This window comes from Actinomadura rayongensis (assembly GCF_009831215.1).
Classification (GTDB): domain Bacteria; phylum Actinomycetota; class Actinomycetes; order Streptosporangiales; family Streptosporangiaceae; genus Spirillospora; species Spirillospora rayongensis.
On the sequence record NZ_WUTW01000003.1, the window covers coordinates 237,189 to 259,894 of the forward strand.

The following is a 22,706-nucleotide window of genomic DNA, read 5'->3' on the forward strand; positions in this document are numbered from 1 at the left end:
CACCCAAGCCGCCCCAGCGCACCCGTCGGCAGCCGCGAGCACGGACGGCAGACAGCGGACGGCGAGCGGCGGACGGCGGACGGCAAGCGGCGAGCGGGGAGCGGGGAGCAAGCTCAGCGCGACACGGGTTGAACAAGGAGACGCGACAGCACGACGGCACAGCGTGTGCGCTACTCGCAGTGCGGCCTGCGGCACAGCGCGGCAGCACGCGCACGCGCAGTGCGGTGTCCAGCGCGGCGGCGCGCGCACGCGGCAGCGTGGTGGCCCGGCCCGGCGGGTCAACGAGTCCGATCGCACGGCGCAGTGGGTTAGCTCAATGCGGCACGGGCGCGTCGGCGCGACGGCGCGCGACGGCGGGTGCACTCGCTACGCCGCGAAGCGGCGGCGCGGTTGCGGGGCAAGGCGGCGTCCAGCGCGGCGGCGCGCGCACGCGGCAGCGTGGCGGCGCGGCCCGGCGGGCCAACGAGTCCGAGGGCACAGCGCGGTGGGCTAGCTCAACGCGGCACCGGCGCGTCGGCGCGTCGGCGCGTCGGCGCGGGACGGCGGGTGCACCCGTTGCGGCGCGAAGCGGCGGCGCGTTCACGCGGCAGCGTGGTGGCCCGGCGCGGCGGGCCAAGGAGTCCGATCGCACGGCGCAGTGGGTTAGCTCAGCGCGGCATGGGCGCGTTGGCGCGGCGGCGCGGGCGGCGTGTGCATTCGCTGCGGCGCGAAGTGGCGGCGCGGTTGCGGGGCAGGGTGGTGTCCGGCGTGGCGGGACGGTGTTGCGTGGTGGTGCGGGTCGGCGTGGGTGCGGTGTCGGTGAAAGGCGGCTTTGGCTGGGTTGGTCGGTGTGGGTGGTGGGAAGGGTGTGGTCAGAGGGGGCGGGGGCCGTCCAGGGCCGGGAGGCAGACGCGGTCGCGGCCGGACTGTTTGGCGCGGTACAACGCGAGGTCGGCGGCGGCGAGCATCTCGATCATGTCGGCGCCGTGCATGCGGAAGAGGGCCACGCCGATGGAGATCGTCACGCTGACGGTTCCCTCTTCGGCGGGGACGGCCAGGCGGCGGACTCGGCCGCGCAGGCGTTCGGCCACCCGGCAGGCTTCCACGGTGTCGGCGCCGGGGAGGAGCACGACGAACTCCTCGCCGCCGAATCTGCCGACGATGTCGTAGTCGCGCAGTTGGTGGCAGAGGGTGCTCGCCACGCCGATCAGGACCTGGTCGCCGACGAGGTGGCCGTGGGTGTCGTTCACGCGCTTGAAGTAGTCGATGTCGATCAGCAGCAGGGCCAGCGACTCGTGGCCGCGCTGGGCGCGGGACAGCTCGGTGTCGGCTTCGCGTTGCCAGGCGACGGCGTTGAGCAGGCCGGTCTTGGCGTCGGTGCGGGCGGCGGCCTGGAGCTGCTGGTGCATCAGACTGCGCTGGAGCAGGACAGCGGGCGGGAGGGCGAGGAGCAGCAGGCCGAGGGAGATCGTCGCGCAGATCGAGACCGTGACGCCGACGCACAGCTCGACCAGGTCGAGGAGCAGGCTCTCGCGCGTCCACAGGACGTCCTTCCAGCCGCTCTCGGGGTTGGCGGCGTGCGCCGCGATCGCCACGATGAACGTGCTGATGACCGTGAACAGGACGGCGCAGCCGACCGCGACGGGAATGCCGGGGGTGACGTCCACGACCCAGTCCGTCCCGGCGAGCGGGTCGGGCACGACGAGGTGGAACAGCACGGACGCGACCGCCGCCGCGATGCCGTGCGCCGCCATGAGGAGCAGGCGCCGGTACAGCAGCGTCCGGCGGACGCGGAACTGCAGCAGCAACTGCAACGGGATCGGGACGACCAGCGCGTACGCGGGCGGCAAAAGCAGCGCGGCGGGCAGCCACCACGCCGACAGCAGGTCGCGCGCGACCCCCGCGGGCATGCCGAGACGCCGGGACGCCTCGATGCAGACGACCCCGCAGGCCAAAATCGCGCCAAAGGTCCCTAGATCGTTCAACCGCAGCGGCGCCTCCAACAGCGCCGCGACGGTCAGGGAGACGTGGACGGCGATGACGACCGACACGTACACGGCCGTCACCGACGGACGTCCGGAAAGCCCGCGCCAACTGGGCTTTTGGGTGAGGTCCCCGCCACGGTCCTCGGCGGACGACTGCACTGCTGTCATCCTTCCCCCCTATGCATCACGTTCTGTAACACGATAGTTGCAACGTGTGCGCACCGTGCCGGAAACCGGTAGCTTCGATTACGCACAAGTCGGTGGCCATCGGGCCATCCACCGCACGGCCAGCGAATCCGCGGGCCTCGGCACATTCGGAGGGGGAAGAGATCATGCGTGGCGTTTCCTGGATCTGAGGCGGCCCGCGTCCCCCGCCGCGCGGGGACGGCGCGACGGCGCCCCCGCGCCGGGGACGGCGGACCCGGTCATGACCGCGACACCCGTTCGCGGTCCGCCCGCCGGACGGACCGGCCGTGGGTCTCGCGGTCCGCGGTCCCCGCCCGGCACCCGGACCGCACCACCGCCCCCGCCGAGCCCTCCCACGAGTCCCCCGCCCACCGGGCCGAGAAGCCCGACGACCGTGCCACCCTTTCCGCCGGACGCCGCCCGCCCGGCGCTTACCTCTCCCCCGTGCACACGAGCACCCTCGCGCACAACGACCAGTTCGAGCCCGTCCGCCACGCACCAGCGCCGCGACGAACCGCACCAGGCCCAAGCCGCACGCCCGCGCCCCGACGAACCATGCCAGGCCCGAGCTGCACTCCCGAGCCGCCGAGACCCATCGTTCCCACGACGACGCCGAGTCCCCCATTCACTTCCCCACGCACGGCAGACGGCCGCCCCAGCAGCCCGTCTCCTCCCACGCGAGGACAAGCGCAAAACGCGACCGGCCCCACGACACGACACCTCCGCGCGCAGCCGAACGCGCGCGGACACGACGGATCCGCGGACGGCGCAAGCCTTGATCAGCACGACCGCGGCAGCGTCCCCCGCAACGGCAATCCGGGTCCGACTCACGATTACCGACGGTACAGATATCTTTACGCTCACGAAAGACCCGGGGACAACTTTTTGCGATCGCCGCACCACAGTCCGTGATGGCCGTGAGGTTTTCTTTACCTTGCGTCTCCACCTCCCTTACGTGAACCGCACCCCATACCGAGCGCCCCGGTCGTCCCGCACCAGAAGCCAAGCCGCCCCACCAACCCCCACGCTCCCGACCACCCCCAGCAGCCCACTCCCGGCAGCCCACCCCAGTTGCCTCCCCCTCCCATAACACGCCAGCTCTTGACGCCGCGACGCTATGCCGCGCAGGGCGGCCACCGTGGAGGCTGAGGCGGTGAGGACACTTCGTCTTCCTGGTGGCTCGTCTGTTGGTGGGAACCTCCTCTCGTCGTGGGCATTGACGCTCGGGGTGGTGGGCCGACTCTCTATCCACGCGGCGTCGGGTCGTATGCGGCGGAGTTGGAAGCGGTGGTGGTACTTCGCGGATGGAGAGGCGGGTATCGCGGCGACGGTGGGCTTTGTGGGGCAGTGGTGCTTCGCGGGCGGGACGCGTGTTACGGCTAAGGCGGAAGTTGCGCGGGTGGCGAGGGCGCTTTGAGCGTGGGCGGGGTCGCGGGCGTGGACGGGGTCGCTTGCGTGAGCGAGGTGGCGGGCGTGGGCGGGGTGCCGGGCGTGAGCGAGGTGGCGGGCGTGGACGGGGTGGCGGGCGTGGCGAGGTGGCGGGCGTGGGCAAGGTGGCGGGCGTGGGCGAGGTGCCGGGCGTGAGCGAGGTGCCGGGCGTGAGCGGGGTCGCGGGCGTGGGCAAGGTGCCGGGCGTGGGCAAGGTGCCGGGCGTGGGCGAGGTGCCGGGCGTGGACGGGGTCGCGGGCGTGAGCGGGGTCGCCGGCGTGGGCGAGGTGGCGGGCGTGGGCGAGGTGCCGGGCATGGGCGAGGTGCCGGGCGTGAGCGGGGTCGCGGGCGTGAGCGAGGTCGCGGGCGTGGACGGGGTGGGGTGTGGGTTAGGCGGCTTGGGTTGCTCGGCGGGGAGGCTTGGCGGGGGTGGGGGTCGGGGTGGTGGACGGGTCGGGGGGCGGGGTCAGGGGGCCGGCGGCGGTCCAGTGGTCGGTGGCGTCGGCGGCCTCGCGGCGGTCGTCCTCGCTGAGGCCCGCGGAGCGGGTCACGGGGCGGAAGTCGACGGTGCCGCGGTTGAGGTCGGGGGCGAGGGTGACGGCCTCGATCTCGGCGGCGAAGCGGTTCGCGCCGTCCTTCTCGTACTGGCGGATCCGGAGCCTGCCGGTCACCACGACGGGGTGGCCGCGGCGGAACTCCGAGGCGTTGACGTTGTCGGCGAGGGACCGCCAGCACTGGACGGTCAGGAACATCGTCTCCAGGTCCTGCCACTGGCCGGCCTGGCGGTCGTAGCGGCGCGGCGTGCAGCCGATCCGCAGCGACAGGCAGGACGTCCCGGCGGTCGTCACCGAGTAGATGGGCTCGGCCGCGACCCAGCCGGTGACGGTGATCTGGGCTTCGTTCATCGTGGGCTCCTTCGTCCGGACGCGAGCCCTTGCGGCCCGCGCTCGAACCCCACGCTCTCCCAGGTCAGAGCGTCAACGAAAGTCGCAAGCGAAGCTGTGGATAACTCTCAGCCGCGCAGCGCGTCCACATCGGCACGGAACCGGGCGAACCGGGCGAGTTCTTCGCCCACCGGCTTGAGGACCTTGGCATCCGCGAGCCGTTCGATCCGTTCCCGCATGTGCCGTTCCAGCCGATCGCCGTGCTTGGCCGACGACAGCGCCGCCAGGTTCCGGCACGCCGCCGCCGTCAGCCAGCCCATCCCGAGCGTGCAGACGGCCAGGACGGCGATGTACGGGATCAGGCCCGCGTCGCTGAGCAGCCGGTTGGTGTCGGCGTCCGTCCCCATCACCGCGTAGGCGACGAGCACCCCGATCCAGCCGATCCCGAGCACCGTCACCAGAGCGAGGAAGTACTGCCACGTCTTGATCAGCCACCACCAGCGCGGCACCTGGTTGAACGCGGGCAGGACGTCCCGCAGCGACGCGCCGAGCGATTCGGGCAGGTCGTGGGCGTGCAGCCGGGCGGCGGCGCGCACCGAGCGCGCCCAGGCGTCCGGGAGTGCGTCGGTGAAGCCCTCGGTGGCCTTGACCAGGGCCGCGTCCACGTCGCCCTGCTGCGCGCCGACCGGGCCGGTGAACGCGCCGCGCAGTTCCTCGCGCAACTCGGTGAGCCGCATCCGGCGCAGCGGGTCGCTGCGCAGCCGGGAGACCAGAGTCTGGACGGGCCAGCCCACGAAGTCCGCCGCGCGCAGCTCGTACGCGCTCTCCATCGCCTCGGCGACGGCGGGCGCCCCGGCGGCGGCGGTCAGCTCGGCGACCAGCTCCGCGCGGCGCTCGACGGGCACCGAGGTGGGCACGTCGTCGTCGCCGCGGTGGACGGCGAACCGGTCGGCGAGCCGGTCCAGGTCGGTGGCGAGCCGTCCGGTGCGGGCCTCGCGGGCCGCGACGGTCTCGACCAGCACCTCGCGGAAGGACGCGGCGCCCTCGTCGCTGACGGCGGACGTCGTCACGATCCGCGGCTTGGCCAGCCCCTCGGCCTCCAGCAGACGGCGCAGGTCGGCGACGCAGTCGTCCACCTCGCCGGGCTGGAGCTTGTCCACCTGGTTCAGGACGATCAACGTGACCGCCGCGTACCGGGCGAAAGGCACGATGTAATTGCGGTGCAGCGCGGCGTCCGCGTACTTCTGCGGGTCCACGACCCAGACGAGCAGGTCCGCGATCGTGACGAACCGGTCGACCTCGGCGCGGTGGACGGCCTGGATCGAGTCGTGGTCGGGCAGGTCCAGCAGCACGAGCCCCTGCAGCGACTGGTCGGCGCGCGTGTCGAGGGCGCTGGCGCGGGCGTAGCGGTGGCGTTTGTCCACGTCGAGCCAGTCGAGGAGCGGTCCGGCGCCGTCCAGCCCCCACACGCAGGCGTGGGCCTTGGACGTCATCGGCCGCCGCACCCCGGTCGGCGACAGGTCCAGCCCGCAGATCGCGTTGAACAGCGACGACTTGCCGCTGCCGGTGCCGCCCGCGAGCGTGACCACCGTGTGGTCGCCCGAGAGCCGCAGCCGCTGCCCGGCCCGGTCCAGCAGGCCGCGCGCGTCGTCCAGCAGGGCCGGGTCGACGCGGTCGGCGCCGCCGGCGACGAGGCGTTCGAGGCCGTCGAGCCGGGCGACGAGCGCGGGCGCGGACGGCACCACGGGCGCCGCGGAGGTGGTCATCGGGCAACCTCCAGGTTGTGGGTGGCCTGGTAGAGCTGCACGGGGACGGTCTGGTCCGGGATCCCGGCGGCGTCCAGCGCCTGCCCGAACCTGATCGCCTCCTCGTCGAACAGCATGCCGATGCGGCTGCGCAGGTCGGCGCGGGCCTTGGCGCCCATGCCGCGCAGCGACTCGGCCCCGAACAGCGCCTTGAGGAGCCGCTGCGGGACGGCGCTGGTGCCGGCGTCGACGGTGACGTCCGACGTCCCGTAGCCGAGCAGCCCGATCATGAGGACGAGCGACAGCGCCTCGGCGTCGAACGAGACGAGCTTGGCGACCGACCGCTTCGTCACGCCCTGGGTGCGGACGAGTTCCTGCACGTGGTCCTGCCAGGAGCTGACGGCCCGGGTGACGCGCCGCTCCAGCTCGGGCGAGGCGGTGCCGAGCGCGGCCGACGGCGCGGCGAGCACCGGCCCGCCGGCGGGGTGCTCGCGCCAGCGGGCGATGACCTGCTCGGCGGCGTGCTCGGCGGACGAGACGATCAGCGACTCCAGCCCGCCGCGCAGCGCCGCCTTCAGCGACCGGACCCGGCTCGGGCTGCGGTGCCGCCGGACGCCGCGCTTGACGGCCTTGCCCCGGCCCCGGACGCGCAGCGAGCGCAGCAGGTCGCCGGTGCCCGCGAAGTCCTGCCAGCGGGCGAGGACCTCGCCGCGCAGCAGGGAGCCGTTGCGGGTGGCCTCGTCCAGCTCGGCGAGCGCGGTGCCGTACGCGCCGTCCACGATGCGGGCCAGCTCGGCGCGCTGCTCGGCCTGCGCCTCGACGTGCCGGGCGATCTCGGGGACGCGGGTGCGCAGGCTGTCCAGGACGGCCGCGAGCGTCTCCGACACCACGATCTCCCGGTCGGCGGAGCTGGCGGCGAGGTCGGTGAGCCAGGCCCGGACGTCCTCGACGGCCTCCTCGGGGAGGCGGCTGTCCTCGATGCGGGTCTCGGGGACGGTGAAGCGCCGCGCGCTCGTCACGCCGTGCTCGGCGAGCATGTCCGCGAAGTGCTCCACGACCTCCGACCCGGCGCCCTGCGGCACGCGGGACAGGACGACCCCGATCGTGGCGCCGTTGTCGCGGGCGCGGCCGAGCATGTCCCAGACCTGGGCGTCGGCGTAGCGGGCGGCGGTCGTCACGCACAGCCAGAGGTCGGCGGCGGCCATGAGCTTGGTCGCGAACTCGTAGTGGTCCTCGAAGACCGAGTCGAAGTCGGGGCTGTCCAGCAGCGCGAGGCCGGGCGGCAGGGTGTCGCTGGCGATGACGACGAGCTGGTCGCCGGCGATCGCGTCGGGCGCGGGGCCGCGGACGCGTCCCATGCCGGGCAGCAGCGGCCCTTCGAGGAACCAGTCGGCGTGGTCGGGGTGGCAGACGAGGATGGGGCTGCTGGTGGTGGGGCGGAGCACGCCGGTGGCGCTGACGCGCGTCCCGACGAGCGTGTTGACCAGCGTGGACTTGCCCGCGCCGGTCGAGCCGCCGAGGACGACGAGCATGGGCGTCCCGGCCGCCTGGACGCGCGGGAGAACGTAGTCCTCGAGCTGGTTGCGCAGTTCGGAGCGGGCTTCGCGGGCGTCGGCGACGCCGGGGCCGTCCAGGACGAACTCGAACGCGTCGAGCTGTTCGCGCAGGCTGGTGAGGGCGTCGGTGAGGGCGCGCTGGCGCACGGTCAGCTCACCGGGACGGACGGTGGACGCGCGCGGGCGCGTCACGGCCTCGGTGCGCACGGCGGCGGGCGGCTTCGGCGGTTCGGCGGAGCGGTTCGTCTCGACGGGACGGTCCTTGTCGTCTCGGTGCTCGGCGGACGGCTCGATGGAGGGCGCGGCGGACGGCTCGGTCGCGTCCGGCCCGTCGTTCTGGACCGCGCTTCGTTCTGCGGGGGAGGTCACGGATCCCGTCCCAGGTCGGCTCGCAACGTCTCGATCTCCTGTGCCACGGTGACGACGTCGCCCACGATCACGATCGCCGGTGGCCGGACTCCGGCGGCCCGCATGCTGGCGGCCACCGTCGCCAGGGTCGCCGTCAGCGAACGCTGGGCCGGGAGCGTCCCCTCCTGGACCACGGCGACCGGCGTGCCTGGCGACCGACCATAGCCTATGAGGGCTTCGGTGATCAGTTCCATGCGCTCGACCGCCATGAGGAGGACGAGTGTGCCGCCGCACGCCGCGAGCGCCTCCCAGTCGACGGTCGATTCGGGGTGCCCCGGGGCGACGTGCGCGGAGACGACGTGGAACTCCTGGGACAGCCCGCGGTGCGTCACCGGGATCCCGGCGGCGGACGGCACCGCGACGGCGCTGGTGATGCCCGGGACGACGGTCACGGGAATGCCGTGCCGGGCGCAGTGCAGCGCCTCCTCGCCGCCGCGCCCGAAGACGAACGGGTCGCCGCCCTTGAGCCGGACGACGAACTTGCCCTGCCGGGCGTGCTCGACCAGGTAGTCGTTGATGCTCTCCTGCGGGACGGTGCGCCCGTAGGGGATCTTGGCGGCGTCGATGACCTCGACGTCGTCGGCCAGCTCGTCCAGCAGCTCGCGGGGGGCGAGGCGGTCGGTGACGACGACGTCGGCCTGGGCCAGGAGCCGCCGGCCCCGGACGGTGATCAGCCCGGGGTCGCCGGGGCCGCCGCCGACGAGCGCGACGCCGACGGGCTTGCGCCGCGACTGGCGGGACTCCAGGGCGCCGTCGCGCAGCCCGTCCACGACGGCGTCGCGCAGCCCCGCGGCGCGGCGCGGGTCGCCGCCCGCGAGGACGCCGACGGTGGTCTCGCCGACCTGCCCCGAGGCGGGCGTCCAGCCGGGCGAGGCGTCGGCGTCGTCGGCCCGGACGGACCAGATCCGCCGCTCCTCGGCCTCGGCGACGACGGTGGCGTTGACCTTGCCGTCGTCGGTGACCGCCTGGACGAGCCAGGCCCCGGCGCAGTCGCCGGGGGCGTAGTTGCGCCGCCGCCACTCGATCCGTCCCGCCGCCGCCAGGTCCTCCAGGGAGGGGGTGACCTCCGGGGAGACGAGGATGACCGAGGCTCCCGCCGCCAGCAGGGCGGGGACGCGCCGCTGGGCGACGCGCCCGCCGCCGACGACGACGACGCGTCGGCCGGTGAGCCGGAGTCCTAGCAGGTACGGGGGCACGGCGTGGGTCTCTCGATCGGGGCTGGGCGGTCGTTGACGGACGTACGTGACGGACATGGGTCTTTGCGGATAAAGGTACTCGGAACAGGGGCCTGATGGAGCGCCCCCGCGCCGCCGATGTGGCCCGGCCGCCCATACCGTGACCAGGTCGTTACGACGGCGCGGGGGTGCGCGTTATGACTCGCCGTCCTTACCCGTCACGCCCGCCGAGTCGAACGTGGCGACGTCGTGCAGGACCCTCACGGCGCTCTGGACGAGGGGCAGCGCGAGCAGCGCGCCGGTGCCCTCGCCGAGCCGCAGGCCGAGGTCCACGAGCGGGTCGAGGCCGAGGTGGGCGAGCGCGGCGGCGTGGCCGGGCTCGGCGGAGCGGTGCCCGGCCACGCAGGCGCCGACGACGCCGGGGGCCAGCGCGGCGGCGGCGAGGGCGGCGGCCCCGGCGATCACGCCGTCCAGGATGACCGGCACGCGCTGCGCGGCGCCGCCGAGGATGAACCCGGCGAGCGCGGCGTGCTCCAGCCCGCCGACCTGGGCGAGGATTTCCAGCGGCCCGGCGGTTTCGGGCAGCCGCGCCAGCGCGTCCCGGACGATCTCGATCTTGCGCGCGTGGGTGGCCGGGTCGATGCCCGTCCCGAGCCCGGTGACCTGCTCGGCGGGCCTGCCGGTGTAGGCCGCGATGAGGGCGGCGGACGCGGTGGTGTTCGCGATGCCCATGTCGCCGGTGATCAGGCAGCGGGCGCCGTCCGCGACGAGCCCGCGCGCGACCTCGATCCCCGCTTCCAGCGCTTCCCGTGCTTGCTCGGCGGTCATCGCGGGGCCCGCGGACAGGTCGGCGGTGCCGCGCGCGATCTTCCGGTTCTGCAGGCCGGGGGCGGCGGGCAGGTCGGCGGCGACGCCCACGTCCACCACGGTGACGGTCGCGCCCGCCTGGGCCGCGAACGCGTTGACGACCGCTCCCCCGGCGAGGAAGTTGGCGACCATCTGGGCCGTCACCTCCTGCGGCCACGGCGAGACGCCGCGCGCGTGGACGCCGTGGTCGGCGGCGAAGATCGCGACGGCTGCGGGCGCGGGAATCGGGGGCGGGCACGTCCCGGCGAGCCCGGCGAGCCGCACCGACAGCTCCTCCAGCGCGCCGAGCGAGCCCGGCGGCTTGGTCAGCCGCGCCTGGCGGTCGCGGGCGTCGCGGATCGCGGCCTCGTCCGGGGGGACGATCGCGGCCAAAGTCTCCTCGATCACGGGGGGCTCCTCTTGTCTAGACGCCGAGGTCGGCGAGCGCTTTGAGCAGGCCGTCGTGGGCGGCGGCGTCGCGGACGGCGATCCGCAGCCAGTCCGGCCCGAGGCCGGGGAAGGTGTCGCCGCGCCGGACCGCGTAGCCGCGCTGCCGCAGCAGGGCGCGGACGCCGAGCCCGTCGGGCACGCGGACGCACAGGAACGACGCGGCGGCGTGCGGGACGACGTGCAGGCCGCGTCCGGTCAGGGCGGCGGCGAGCCGGTCGCGCTCGGCGCCCATCGCGGCGGCCCAGGCGTCGGCCTCGGCGACGGCGTCCGGCGCGCAGCACGCCTCGATCGCGGCGAGCGCGGGCGTGGACACGGCCCACAGCGGCTGGGCCTCGGCGAGCCGTCCGATCAGCTCGGGCTCGGCGAGGACGTATCCGGCGCGCAGCCCCGCGAGCCCCCACGTCTTGGTGAGGCTTCGGATCACCGCGATGCCCGGGGGCAGACGTCCGGCCAGGCTCTCCGGCTCGCCGGGAACGCAGTCCATGAACGCCTCGTCCACGACCACGAGCCGTCCCGGCCGCGCCAGCGCCGCCACGGTCTCGACCGGATGCAGCACGGACGTCGGGTTCGTCGGATTTCCGACCATGACGAGATCGGCGTCGTCCGGCACGGCGGACGGATCCAGCACGAAATCCCCGCCGAGCACGACCCGCTCCACCTCGTGCCCGGCGGCGCGCAACGCGGCCTCCGGCTCGGTGAACTGCGGATGGACGACCACCGCACGACGCGGCCGGACGACCCGCGCCAACAGCACGAACGCCTCGGCGGCCCCGGCAGTGAGCAGCACCTCGTCCGCAACGCGCCCATGCCGCGCGGCGACGGCGCCCCGCGCGACGGACGCGTCGGGATAAGCAGCAAGATCGGCGACCGAGGCCCGGATCCGCTCGGCGAGCCAGGCGGGCGGCGTCCCGGTCCGGACGTTGACGGCGAAGTCGATCAGCCCGCCCCCGACCTCGCTGTCCCCGTGGTGACGCAGGTCGATCACGCCGCCTCCCCGTCGTAGTAGAGCAGCGCGTTCACGGCGGCGGCGGCGACGGCCGAGCCGCCCTTCTCGGACACGTTGCTGACCTGCGGCAGCCCGCTGGCCCGCAGCGCCTCCTTGGCCTCGGCGGCGCCGACGAACCCGACCGGGAGCCCGACGACCAGCGCGGGCCGCACGTCCCGGGCGATGATCTCCAGCAGCGCGCCGGGCGCGGACCCGACGGCCCACACGGCGCCCGGGCCGACCTCGGCGTAGGAGAGCCGGACGGCGGCGGCCTCGCGGGAGATCCCGGCGGCGCGCGCGAGGCGTCCGGCGGCGGGGTCGGCGATGTGGCAGACGGCGGGCCGCGCGGTGATGCCCGCGACGACCATGCCCTCGTCGGCGACGACCGGCGCCCCGGCGCGCAGCGCGGCGAGCCCGCGGGCGAGGTGCTCCTCGCGGGTGACGACGTCCACGGCGTACTCCAGGTCCGCGGTGACGTGGATGATCCGCTCGGTGACCGCCCGCCACAGCGGCGGCATCGGGGTGAGGTCGACACGGGATCGCAGGATCTCGTACGACCGGACCTCGATCGGGTGGGGTTGGCGGACGGTCACGCGGTCTCCTGGCTGGGTCGGGGCGGTCATCGGGGCGCGGCTCCGGCGAGCGCGGCGGTGGCGTGCGGGGTCGTCGTGCGGGCGACGAGCAGCACGGCCCGTCCCAGGGTACGAGCGGTGCGCAGGGCCGCCGCCTCCGCGACCGACGGGGTCCCGGTGCGGGCGCGGACGGCCTCGGACGGATGCGGCACGGCCACGTCCGCCAGCTCCCCGGCCGCGTGCCCGACGATCTCCCAGCCGCGCGCGGCGGCCACCTCGACCAGCGCGGGCGCCGTCGCCCGGTCCGCGAGCGTGGCGAGGACCCGCACGTCGCCGGAACGCGCGCCCGCCGCCGCGAGCACCCGGTCCACCAGCGCGCCGATCTCGGCCGCGTCCGCCCGCGAGGACAGGCCGACGCCGACGACGAGCGCCGTCACCGCACCCCGCCACACGCCCCGACGGAACGCCGACGCGCGGCGGGCGGGCGTTCGAGCAGCTCCCCGGCGCGGACACTGCGCGCGAGCTCGACGGGCATCGCGACAGGGCGCCGACGCGCGGCGGGCGGGCGTTCGAGCAGTTCCCCAGCGCGGACACTGCGCGCGAGCTCGAACGCGACAGGGCGCCGACGCGCGGCGGGCGGGCGCTCGGGGCGGTCCGCGCCGCAGGCGCGTTGAACGAGCGCGCTCGGCGCGGCCCGGCGAGGGAACGCCGGGGCGTCGCGGCCTGGCCGGTCTGCTGGGCGGGCGCATGCGGTCACTGGAGGGCGCCCAGGGTTTCGACGGGGCGTTGTGGGGCCTCGGGCGGGCGGACGGGGAGGTCCGCGGTGCGGGTGCCGTGGACGACCGCCAGGCCGGCGAGGATTACGGAGCCCGTGGTGAAGCCCGCTGTGGTGAGGGTTTCGTGGATCGCGTCCGCGTCGGCGGGGGCGACTACCGCCACTGCGGCGCGGAGTGCGCGGGGGGCGCAGTGGGCGGCCAGGGACGGATCGCCGGTGACGTGGACGGCGTCCGGTTCGGGCAGCGGCGCCAGGACGGCGGGCGGTTCTCCGCGCGCCACGGCCACCTTGACGCGGTGCGCCGCGACGTCGGCGCGGATCGCGTCGCGGGCGGCGCGGTCGGCGGCGACCGCCACGGCCGCCGCGCCGAAGCGGGCGCATTCGACCGCGAGCGGGCCGGCGCCGGGGCCGAGGTCCCAGACCAGGTCGCCGACGCGCGGGCCGAGGCGGGCCAGGGCCAGCGCGCGGACCTCGGGGGGCGCGGCGGGACGTGTGAACGCGTCCACTGGCAGTGCCCAGGCCACCGGGCCGTGGGCGCCGGCCAGCCAGGACGGCGCGTCGAAGCGGCCGAACGGGTCCAGGACGAGCACGACCTGCGGGTCGTTCCACGGCCGGGTGGTGGCCTCGGCGGGGCGGACGCGCTCGATGCGCTCGGCGGGGCCGTCCAGGTCCTCGCAGACGACGAACGTGCGGGGCGTCTGGGGGAACAGCTCGCGCGCCAGCTCGGCCGGGCCCGCGCCGGGGCCGGTGAGGACGGCGACCTTGCGGTGGGCGCGGCAGGCGTTGGCGGCGCGGCGCAGGTTCCCGTCGCGGGCGGACACGACGAGCGCGTCGGCGGCCGGGAGCCCGGCCCGGTCCAGCGCCCGCGCGGCGAGCGCGATCACCGTACGGGCGCCGTTCGGCCGAACATGCCGGTCATGCGGCCGGTCGCGTCCACCAGGACGACCTGGGCGGCGGCGACGTCGAGCGTGTCCGCGACGCGGCGGCACAGCTCGCGCCCGCAGCGGCCGAGCGCCCCGGCGGCCTCCCACTCGGCGGGCGGCGGCGCGTCCATGGCGGCGGCGATCTCGGCGAGGACGGGCGCGCCGCCCGCCGCGTCCGCCAGCTCGGCGAAGCGGCCGACGACGACCGTGTCGAGGCCGTGCGCGGCGGCCTCGCGGGCGGCGGCGGGCAGCGTGGCGGGGTCGGCGCGGACGATCCGGGCGGCGGGCACCTGCGGCAGCAGCGCGCGGGCGGCGTCGCGGGCGCCGTCCCCCGCGCAGAGGACGAGTGCGTTCATCCCGCCGAGCCTGGTCCGGACGGCGCCGCGCCGGGGTCAGGCGCGCCGGGGACGTCGCGGGCCAGGTCGCGCGCGATCAGCCCGAACACCACCTGGTCGTGGTGCGCGCCGTCGGCCGACCGCTCCGCGCCCCGGGCCCGTCCCTCGCGCAGGAACCCGGCGTACTCGGCGACGCGGATCGACGCGTGGTTGGACGTCAGCGCCCGCAGCTCGACCCGGTACAGGCCGCGCTCGTGCAGCGCCCACCGGACGACGAGCTTCAGCGCCTCGGTGGCGTAGCCGCGCCGCCGCCACGCGGGCCGCATCCCGTAGCCGACCTCGCAGGTGAGGTTGGACCAGTCGACGCGGAACAGCCCGATCGTGCCGGTCAGCGCGCCGGACGCCCGGTCGGCGATCGCCAGGTGGACGCCGAGGCCGAGCTTCTGCGGCTGGTGGACGCCGTCCTCGAACCACCAGGCGAGGCGTTCGGCGTCCAGCTCGCGCGGGAAGTTGGGCGGCAGCCAGTCCTCGCCCGCGCGCAGGACGGCGACGTAGTCCTCAGCGTCGTCCACGGAGAACGGCCGCAGGACGGTCCGCTCCCCCTCCAGCCGCACCGGGTCGCCGAACCGTCCGGTCATCGGGTCTCCTCCACCAGGCGTCGCGCGGACCAGGGCGTCGCGGCCCAGTGCAGATGCAGGTAGGAGGCGACGCACGCGCCGCGCACGAAGCCCTCCGGTCCCGCCGGGGACCACTGCCACGCACCGCGGGAGCCGTGCGCCGGCGTGGTCGTGGTGCGGTGGAACTCGTGGCCGCGCACCCGTTCGCCGGTCCGGGCGACCACCGAGTCGTTGATCGCCACGGCGGCACGGTAGCCGAGTGTGAGACGCGGCGCCATGACTCCGGAGACATCGGGCAGAACACCGCACATCGGCGCCCCGTCGAGATCGCGGGCGAGGTACAGGAGCCCGGCGCACTCGGCGTAGACGGGCGCCCCGGACGCGGCCAGCGCGGCGACCTCGGCGCGCAGCGGGACGTTCTCCGACAGCTCCGCCGCGTAGACCTCGGGGAACCCGCCGCCGATGACGAGCCCGCGCGTCCCGGCGGGCAGCTTCTCGTCGCGCAGCGGGTCGAACCGGACGACCTCCGCGCCCGCCCCGGCCAGCAGCTCCTCGTTCTCGGTGTAGCCGAACGTGAACGCCGGGCCGCCCGCGACGGCGATCACGGGCCGCTCCCCCGGCGGCGGCGTGCCCGGATCCCAGGCGGCGCCGGTGAGCGGGGGCGCGGTGCGGGCCAGGGCGAGCAGGGCGTCCAGGTCGCAGGACGCCGCCACCAGCTCCCCGAGCCGCGCCACGGTCGCGACGGCCTCGGCGCTGCGCTCGGCGGCCGGGACGAGCCCGAGGTGCCGCGACGGCTTGGCCACGTCGTCGCGCCGCCGCAGCGCGCCCAGCACGGGCACGCCGAGCGCCTCGACGGCCTCGCGGCACATGGCCTCGTGGGCGTCCGAGCCGACGCGGTTGAGGACCACGCCGCCGAGCCGGACCTCGCCGTAGGACGCGAAGCCGTGGACGAGCGCGGCGACGGACCGTCCGGCCGCCGAGGACGCGTCCACGACCAGCACGACCGGGGCGTCCAGCAGGCGGGCGACGTGCGCGGTGGACGCGAACTCGCCGCCCGAGTCGCCGCCCGGACGGCCCGTCGCGCCGTCGTAGAGGCCCATCACGCCCTCGATGACCGCGACGTCCGCGCCGGCCGCGCCGTGCTTGAGCAGCGGGACGAGCAGGTCCTCGCCGGACAGCCACGCGTCCAGGTTCCGTCCCGGACGTCCGGCGGCGAGGGCGTGGTAGCCGGGGTCGATGTAGTCCGGGCCGACCTTGTGCGGGGACACCGTGAGGCCGCGTGCGGCGAACGCGGCCATCAGGCCGGTCGCCACCGTCGTCTTGCCGCTGCCCGACGCGGGCGCGGCGACGACCAGCCGTGCTACCACTCGATGCCCTTCTGGCCCTTCTGCCCGGCGTCCATCGGGTGCTTCACCTTGGTCATCTCGGTGACGAGGTCGGCGGCGTCCAGCAGGCGCGGGTCGGCGTCCCGGCCGGTGATCACGACGTGCTGGGTCCCGGGACGGTCGCGCAGGACGGCCACGACCTCGTCCACGTCGATCCATCCCCACTTCATCGGATAGGTGAACTCATCCAGCACGTACAGCCGGTAGGTCTCGGCGGCCAGGTCCCGCTTGATCTGCGCCCAGCCCTCGCGGGCGTCGGCGGCGTGGTCGTCCTCGCCGCCCGCCTTGCGGATCCAGGACCAGCCCTCGCCCATCTTGTTCCAGACGACCGTCCCGCCCTCGCCGCCGTCCCCGAGGACGCGCAGCGCCGTCTCCTCGCCGACGCGCCACTTCGCGGACTTCACGAACTGGAACACCCCGATCGGCCAGCCCTGGTTCCAGGCGCGCAGCGCGAGCCCGAACGCGGCCGTCGACTTGCCCTTCCCCGGCCCGGTGTGGACGACCAGCAGCGGCCGGTTGCGGCGCTCCCGCGTCGTCAGCCCGTCCTGCGGCACGTACTCCGGCTTGCCCTGCGGCATGGGGTTCTCCCTTCCTCCGGCCGCGCGCGCGGCCTGCTGAACGCGGCGCTCAGGCGGCGCGATGGGCGCGGACGAGTCCCGCGAGGTTCCCGGCGGCCAGATCGTCCAGCCGGACGGTCTCCGCGCCGAGCCGGGCGCCGAGCGCGGCGGCCAGGCCGAGCCGCACCGGGCCGGACTCGCAGTCCACGACGACGCATGCGACGCCGTCCAGCAGCGGCGCGGCGGTGGCCGGGTCCGCGCCGGCCGTGGCGCGGCCGTCGGTGACGAGCACGAGCAGCGGACGCCGCGCCGGGTCGCGCAGCCGCTCGGCGCGCAGCACCCCGGCGGCCCGGACGAGCCCGGCGGCCAGCGGCGTCCGGCCCCCGGTCGGCAGCCGCTCCAGGCGTCGCGCGCCCGCCTCCACCGAGGACGTGGGCGGCAGCGCGACCTCGGCGTCCCGGCCCCGGAACGTGATCAGGCCGACCTTGTCGCGGCGCTGGTAGGCGTCGCGCAGCAGGCTGAGCACGGCGCCCTTGACGGCGGTCATGCGGCGGCGCGCGGCCATCGAGCCGCTCGCGTCGACGACGAACAGGACGAGGTTGCCCTCGCGTCCGTCGCGCACGGCCGCGCGCAGGTCGCCCGGACGCAGCACCAGTCCCGCGCCCGTGCGGCCCCGCGCGCGCTGGCGCGGGGCGGCGGCGCGCAGCGTGGCGGTCAGGTGGAGCCCGGCGGCGCCGGGCCGGTCGCCGGTCACGCGGCCGTGCGGCGTGCGGGCCTTGGACCGGCGTCCCGGCGCGCCCGCGCCGAGGCCCGGGACGGTGAACAGGCGCGGCTTGTACGCCGCCCCGGCCGCCACGACGCTCTCCCGCCCGCCGCCCGGCGGACCGTCCTCCGCCCCCGGCGACTCACTCGCACCCGCGCCCGCTTCCGCACGCGCACCCGCACGCGCGCCCTCGCCTGCGCCTGCGTCCGCATTCGCGCCCTCGCCCGTACCCGCGTCAGCGCTCGCACCGGCGTTCGCGCCAGTGCCCACGTCGGCGCCGGAGTTCGCGCCCGCACCCGCGTGCTCGTCAGTGCCCACGTCAGCGCCGGGTCCGGTGGCGTCCTCCGCGCCCGTGGAGCCGCCCGGGCCGTCCGTGGCCCCGCCGCCGGGGCCGTCCGGGCCGCCGGGGCCGTCGGGGTCGTCGTCGGGGTCGGCGTGCTCGTTCAGGACCTCGTCCAGCCGGTCGCGGTCCAGGCCCGGCGCGTCGAACGGGTCGCGGCGGCGCCGGTGCGGCAGCGCGAGCCGCGCGGCGTTCCGGACGTCGTCGGAGTTCACCTCGGTCCGCCCGTTCCACGCGGCGAGCGCGAGCGCCGCGCGGGCCGTGACGAGGTCGGCGCGCAGCCCGTCCACGTCGAACGCCGCGCACACCGCCGTGATCTGCCGCAGCGCCGCGTCGGTCAGCGCGACGTCCGGCAGCAGCGCGCGGGCGGCGGCGATGCGCCCGGCCAGCTCCGCCTCGGCGGACGCCCACAGCGCCGCGAACGAGCCCGGGTCGTCCTCGAACCGCAGCCGCCGCCGCACGACCTCGGCGCGCTCGGCCGGGTCGCGCGTCGCGGCGACCTCGACGGTCAGCCCGAAACGGTCCAGGAGCTGCGGGCGCAGCTCGCCCTCCTCGGGGTTCATCGTCCCGACGAGCAGGAACCGCGCCGCGTGCCGCACCGACACGCCCTCGCGCTCGACGTGCGACTCGCCCATCGCGGCGGCGTCCAGCAGCAGGTCCACGAGGTGGTCGTGCAGGAGGTTGACCTCGTCCACGTACAGGACGCCCCGGTGCGCGGCGGCGAGCAGTCCCGGCTCGAACGCGGTGACGCCCTCGGTCAGCGCCCGCTCGATGTCGAGGGAGCCGGTCAGCCGCTCCTCGGCCGCGCCGACGGGCAGCTCCACCAGCCGCGCCGGACGCTCACCGGCGCCCGAGTGCGGCCCGTCGGGGCAGCGCGGGTCGGGCGCGGACGGGTCGCACGAGAAGCGGCAGCCCGGCACGACCGGCACGGGCGGCAGCAGCGCGGCCAGCGCCCGGACGATCGTGGACTTCGCCGTCCCCTTCTCGCCGCGCACGAGCACACCGCCGACCCGCGGCGACACGGCGTTGACCAGCAGCGCCAGCTTGAGATCGTCCATGCCGACGATCGCGGAGAACGGGTAGCGCGCGTCGCTGGAGGCCATGCCCCACTGTCCTTCCGTCGGGTGTCCACGCCCGTTGGCGGTCCAAGCGGCGGCCGGAGTCTCCTGGCTCCCGGATCACCGTCCGTCCCCGGCCTTCCGGCGTGTCCGCCGTGGCGTCGAGCGTGGGGACGGGCTCCCCGGTCACAGTTGCGGGACAGCCCCGGATTCGCACCGGGTTCCTCCTGTCCGCCGTCCGCAAGGATCGCACACTCCCGGCGATCAGGACGAAGACGGTCAGGTAATGGCGAACCAGACGGCCTTGCCGGGTTCGGGATCGCCCAGCCGCGCGACGTCCGCCCGGGTGCCCCACCGGCCGCCCGACAGCTCCCGCACGATCGCGAGGCCGCGCCCGCAGTCGCCGGACGTCCAGGAGTAGCCCGGCAGCCGCGCGGACGCGTCCCGGTCGAACACGGCGCAGTAGACCGTTCCGGACGCGGCGTCCCGGCACAGCCACAGCTCGTGCGGACGGCGCCCGGACGCGTGCTGGTGGGCGTTGGTGGCCAGCTCGCTGACCATGAGACGGGCGTCGGCGCGCGCCTCGGCGGAGACGCCGAGCGCGGCCAGGGCCTCGTCCAGGACGGCCCGGGCGTGCCGGGCGCACTCGGGGCCGTCCGGCAGCGGCCACGTCCAGCCGGCGGGCGGAGCGAGGGGGTCGGTGGTCTGGGGTGAGACTTTCACGGGTGGTCCTCCCGCTCGGGACGCGTTGGGCGGGGGCGCCCCTGGGCAACTCGTCACATTGCGTCCCCGAGCCGTCACGCGACAGCGTCTCGTGAGAATCTCAGCGGCGCAACTGCCTTCGCCAGATTGCTCCACCGAGTTCGTCAATCCCTGCGGATTCCGGCAATCACGTTGTGCGACGCCGCGCTGACGGAAAGACTCGCTTGCCATGACCTACCGGCCTACTGTGCGCGGTCGCCGGCTGGCCCGCGAGCTGCGCAAGCTGCGCGAGGAGCAGCGCCTCACCCTCCAGGACGTGGCGGACCGGCTCGCCTGGTCCCGCGCCACGGTCTCCCGCCTGGAGACCGGCCAGACCCGCCCCAAGCCCGACGACATCGCCGCACTGCTCGACCTGTACGGCGTCCCGAGCCCCGACCGGGACGCGCTGCTCACCCTCGCCCGCGAGGCGGGCCGGCGCGGCTGGTGGACCGCCTACGCCGACGTGTTCGCGGGCAGCTACGTCGCGCTGGAGGACGACGCGGCGGAGATCCGCACCTGGGACCCGCAGCTCATCCACGGCCTGCTCCAGACCCAGGACTACTCGCGCGCCGTCATCACGGCGGGCCGCCTGCTCGCCACGCGCGAGCAGATCGAGCGCCGCGTGGACGCCCGCAAGATCCGCCAGGCGATCCTGGACCGGACCGACGCCCCCCGGCTGCACATGATCATGGACGAGGGCGCGCTGCGCCGCCCGATCGGCGGGCACCAGGTGATGGCCGCACAATTGGACAAACTCGTGAAAATGGGCGAACGGTCCTTCGTGACCGTTCAGGTCCTTCCCTTCTCCACAATGGAGCACGCCGGACTCGACGGACGTTTCACCATCCTTTCCTATTCCGATCCCGCCGACCCCGATATCGCCTACGTCGAAGGCACGATGGGCGACGTTTATGTGGAAAGCAGCGCGGAAATAGCGAAGCACAGGGACCGCTTCCGCCGGATCGAGGAGGCGGCCCTCACCCCCGAGGATTCCGCGCGCCTCATGAGCGAGGCGGCAAGGAGCGGCATGTGACGAAATCGCGGCGCGACACCGGCGGCTGCTGGCGCACCTCCTCCCACAGCGGCAGCGGGGAGCAGTGCGTCGAGGTGGCGGACCTGGCGGGCGGACGGTGCGTCGTCCGCGACTCCAAGGACCCGCAGGGCCCCGCCCTGGTCCTGTCCAGCACCGGCTGGAGCGCGCTGCTCGACTCCGTGCGCGGCACCTGACCGGCGGCGCTCCGGCGCTTCGCGGGGTGGGCGGCGCCACACCGCGGGAGCGGAATGATCGAATGGGAGACGACGCTGAGAAGGATGCCCGCGGTCCGCGGGCGCCGCGACTGGAAGAAGGACACCCGATGTCCACGCAGGCCGACGCCGCCCGGCTGCTCGTCCGCATCCTGGAGGCCGAAGGGGTCGAGTACGTCTTCGGCATCCCGGGCGAGGAGAACATCCATTTCGTCGACGCGCTCAACGACTCGTCCATCCGCTATGTCCTCGTCCGGCACGAGCAGGGCGCGGCGTTCATGGCGGAGATCTACGGACGGCTGACCGGACGGGCCGGGGTCGCCTCGGCCACGCTCGGCCCGGGCGCGATCAACCTGCAGCTCGGCGTCGCCGACGCGATGACCAACAGCACGCCGGTCGTGGCGATCTCCGCGCAGGTCGGGCTGGACCGCATCTACAAGGAGTCGCACCAGATCATCGACCTCGTGTCGCTGTTCCGCCCGATCACCAAGTGGTCGGAGCTGGCGCCGACGGCCGAGGCGCTGCCGGAGATGGTCCGCAAGGCGTTCAAGACGGCGCAGACCGAGCGGCCGGGCGCGGTGTACCTGGCGATCCCCGAGGACGTCGAGTCCGCGCCCGTCCCGGCGACGCTCAAGCCGCTCGCGGTGAACGTCGTCCGGCCGCAGGAGCCGTCGCCCGCGCAGATCGCCCGCGCCGCCGACGTGATCGCGATGGCGCAGCAGCCGGTGGTGGTGGCCGGGCACGGCGCGACGCGCGCGCACGCGGGCGAGGCGCTGGTCCACTTCGCCGAGACGCTCGGCGTCCCGGTCGCGACGACGTTCAACGGCAAGGGCGTCTTCCCCGACGACCACCGGCTCGCGCTCGGCGCCGTCGGGTTCATGCGGCACGACTACGTGAACTTCGGGCTGGACCGCGCGGACGTGCTCATCACGGTCGGCTACGAGCTGCAGGAGTTCGACCCCGTCAAGATCAACCCCGACGGCGACAAGAAGATCCTGCACATCCACCAGAGCCCCGCCGAGGTGGACGACCACTACACCGTCACGGTCGGCATCCAGGGCGACATCTCCCGGACGCTGCGGCAGCTCGCCGACTCCGTCCACCGCCGGTTCGCGGGCGCCGGGACGGGCGAGAAGATCCGCGACCTGCTGCGCGCCGAGCTGGAGCAGGGCCGCGCCGAGGACGGCTTCCCGCTGTCGCCGCGCCGGGTCGTCGCCGACATCCGCGCCGCGATGGGCCGCGAGGACATCGTGCTCGCCGACACCGGCGCGGTGAAGATGTGGATGGCGCGGATGTACCCGACGTACGAGCCGAACACGCTGCTGGTGTCGAACGGGCTGTCGTCGATGGGGTTCGCGGTGCCGGGCGCCGTCGCGGCCAAGCTGGCCCGCCCGGACCGGCGCGTCCTCGCCGCGACCGGGGACGGCGCGTTCCTCATGAACTCGCAGGAGCTGGAGACGGCCGTCCGGGAGAACGTCCCGATCACGGTCCTGATCTGGGAGGACGGCGCGTACGGCCTGATCGGCTGGAAGATGGACATGGAACTCGGCCGCAGCTCCAACATCGCGTTCGGCAACCCCGATTTCGTCGCCTACGCCGAGAGTTTCGGGGCGCGCGGTTACCGGGTGACGTCCGCCGACGAGCTGCTGCCCACGCTGCGCAAGGCGCTGACCGACGACGGGGTGTCGGTGGTGACCGTCCCGGTGGACTACCGCGCGAACCTGGAGCTGACCGACCAACTCGGCGAGCTGACCGACCCGTTCTAGGC

Annotated in this window: 19 protein-coding genes and 1 riboswitch; of the genes, 3 read left to right on the top strand and 16 right to left on the bottom strand. The window is 75.1% G+C overall.

The genetic code is table 11. The features are described 5' to 3' along the window. Positions 1 to 851 precede the first annotated feature (851 nt). The 16 genes from GQ466_RS17975 to GQ466_RS31735 form a co-directional block, all read right to left on the bottom strand. A complete protein-coding gene (locus tag GQ466_RS17975; RefSeq protein WP_202420716.1) occupies positions 852 to 2,132 on the bottom strand; it encodes a sensor domain-containing diguanylate cyclase in 1,281 nt (426 codons plus the stop codon). A gap of 1,835 nt (positions 2,133 to 3,967) precedes the next feature. After that, on the bottom strand, positions 3,968 to 4,483 hold the full coding sequence (locus tag GQ466_RS17980; protein WP_161104121.1) for a single-stranded DNA-binding protein: 516 nt from the start codon (positions 4,481 to 4,483) through the stop codon (positions 3,968 to 3,970). Between the two features lie 107 nt (positions 4,484 to 4,590). Next, positions 4,591 to 6,228, bottom strand: coding sequence for a GTPase family protein (locus GQ466_RS17985; protein ID WP_161104122.1), 1,638 nt, complete (start codon positions 6,226 to 6,228; stop codon positions 4,591 to 4,593). Continuing rightward, positions 6,225 to 8,132, bottom strand: coding sequence for a GTPase family protein (locus tag GQ466_RS17990; RefSeq protein ID WP_161104123.1), 1,908 nt, complete (start codon positions 8,130 to 8,132; stop codon positions 6,225 to 6,227). Before GQ466_RS17990 ends, GQ466_RS17985 begins: the two co-directional genes overlap by 4 nt. Next, complete coding sequence (gene cobA, locus GQ466_RS17995) at positions 8,129 to 9,367, bottom strand: uroporphyrinogen-III C-methyltransferase (protein WP_337193526.1); 1,239 nt, start codon at positions 9,365 to 9,367, stop codon at positions 8,129 to 8,131. The genes GQ466_RS17990 and cobA overlap by 4 nt, the downstream gene beginning before the upstream one ends. Positions 9,368 to 9,541: 174 nt before the next feature. Next, positions 9,542 to 10,600, bottom strand: a complete 1,059-nt coding sequence (cobT, locus tag GQ466_RS18000; RefSeq protein WP_161104125.1) for a nicotinate-nucleotide--dimethylbenzimidazole phosphoribosyltransferase — start codon at positions 10,598 to 10,600, stop codon at positions 9,542 to 9,544. Between the two features lie 16 nt (positions 10,601 to 10,616). After that, entirely contained in the window at positions 10,617 to 11,627 is a 1,011-nt protein-coding gene (gene cobC, locus GQ466_RS18005; RefSeq protein WP_161104126.1) for an Rv2231c family histidinol phosphate aminotransferase CobC, read from the bottom strand. Next, complete coding sequence (locus GQ466_RS18010; RefSeq protein WP_337193527.1) at positions 11,624 to 12,220, bottom strand: precorrin-8X methylmutase; 597 nt, start codon at positions 12,218 to 12,220, stop codon at positions 11,624 to 11,626. Before GQ466_RS18010 ends, cobC begins: the two co-directional genes overlap by 4 nt. Before the next feature lie 26 nt (positions 12,221 to 12,246). Further along, on the bottom strand, positions 12,247 to 12,636 hold the full coding sequence (locus tag GQ466_RS32855) for a cobalamin biosynthesis protein (protein ID WP_161104128.1): 390 nt from the start codon (positions 12,634 to 12,636) through the stop codon (positions 12,247 to 12,249). A gap of 316 nt (positions 12,637 to 12,952) precedes the next feature. Beyond that, the gene (locus tag GQ466_RS18020; protein ID WP_161104129.1) at positions 12,953 to 13,858 is read right to left on the bottom strand and encodes a hypothetical protein; all 906 of its coding nucleotides are present in this window, start codon (positions 13,856 to 13,858) and stop codon (positions 12,953 to 12,955) included. After that, positions 13,855 to 14,253 carry a hypothetical protein gene (locus GQ466_RS18025; RefSeq protein WP_161104130.1) on the bottom strand — a complete coding sequence of 133 codons (399 nt, stop codon included), beginning with the start codon at positions 14,251 to 14,253 and terminating at the stop codon, positions 13,855 to 13,857. The genes GQ466_RS18020 and GQ466_RS18025 overlap by 4 nt, the downstream gene beginning before the upstream one ends. Next, positions 14,250 to 14,870, bottom strand: coding sequence for a GNAT family N-acetyltransferase (locus GQ466_RS18030; protein WP_161104131.1), 621 nt, complete (start codon positions 14,868 to 14,870; stop codon positions 14,250 to 14,252). Before GQ466_RS18030 ends, GQ466_RS18025 begins: the two co-directional genes overlap by 4 nt. Further along, complete coding sequence (locus GQ466_RS18035) at positions 14,867 to 16,216, bottom strand: cobyrinic acid a,c-diamide synthase CobB (protein WP_161104132.1); 1,350 nt, start codon at positions 16,214 to 16,216, stop codon at positions 14,867 to 14,869. Before GQ466_RS18035 ends, GQ466_RS18030 begins: the two co-directional genes overlap by 4 nt. Beyond that, entirely contained in the window at positions 16,210 to 16,812 is a 603-nt protein-coding gene (gene cobO, locus GQ466_RS18040; protein ID WP_161104133.1) for a cob(I)yrinic acid a,c-diamide adenosyltransferase, read from the bottom strand. The genes GQ466_RS18035 and cobO overlap by 7 nt, the downstream gene beginning before the upstream one ends. Positions 16,813 to 16,861: 49 nt before the next feature. After that, the gene (locus tag GQ466_RS18045) at positions 16,862 to 18,997 is read right to left on the bottom strand and encodes a VWA domain-containing protein (protein ID WP_161104134.1); all 2,136 of its coding nucleotides are present in this window, start codon (positions 18,995 to 18,997) and stop codon (positions 16,862 to 16,864) included. A 57-nt stretch (positions 18,998 to 19,054) separates the two neighbouring features. After that, positions 19,055 to 19,178: riboswitch (cobalamin riboswitch) on the bottom strand. Positions 19,179 to 19,231: 53 nt separating this feature from the next. Continuing rightward, positions 19,232 to 19,675, bottom strand: coding sequence for an ATP-binding protein (locus tag GQ466_RS31735; protein ID WP_337193528.1), 444 nt, complete (start codon positions 19,673 to 19,675; stop codon positions 19,232 to 19,234). Positions 19,676 to 19,883: 208 nt separating this feature from the next. Here GQ466_RS31735 and GQ466_RS18055 point away from each other — a divergent pair, with 208 nt between their 5' ends. The 3 genes from GQ466_RS18055 (at position 19,884) to GQ466_RS18065 (ending at position 22,704) form a co-directional block, all read left to right on the top strand. Beyond that, positions 19,884 to 20,726, top strand: a complete 843-nt coding sequence (locus tag GQ466_RS18055) for a helix-turn-helix domain-containing protein (RefSeq protein WP_161104136.1) — start codon at positions 19,884 to 19,886, stop codon at positions 20,724 to 20,726. Continuing rightward, positions 20,723 to 20,920: a DUF397 domain-containing protein gene (locus tag GQ466_RS18060; RefSeq protein WP_161104137.1), complete on the top strand. Its 198-nt coding sequence runs from the start codon at positions 20,723 to 20,725 to the stop codon at positions 20,918 to 20,920. The genes GQ466_RS18055 and GQ466_RS18060 overlap by 4 nt, the downstream gene beginning before the upstream one ends. 128 nt (positions 20,921 to 21,048) lie before the next feature. Beyond that, the gene (locus GQ466_RS18065; RefSeq protein ID WP_161104138.1) at positions 21,049 to 22,704 is read left to right on the top strand and encodes an acetolactate synthase large subunit; all 1,656 of its coding nucleotides are present in this window, start codon (positions 21,049 to 21,051) and stop codon (positions 22,702 to 22,704) included. Positions 22,705 to 22,706: the final 2 nt, after the last annotated feature.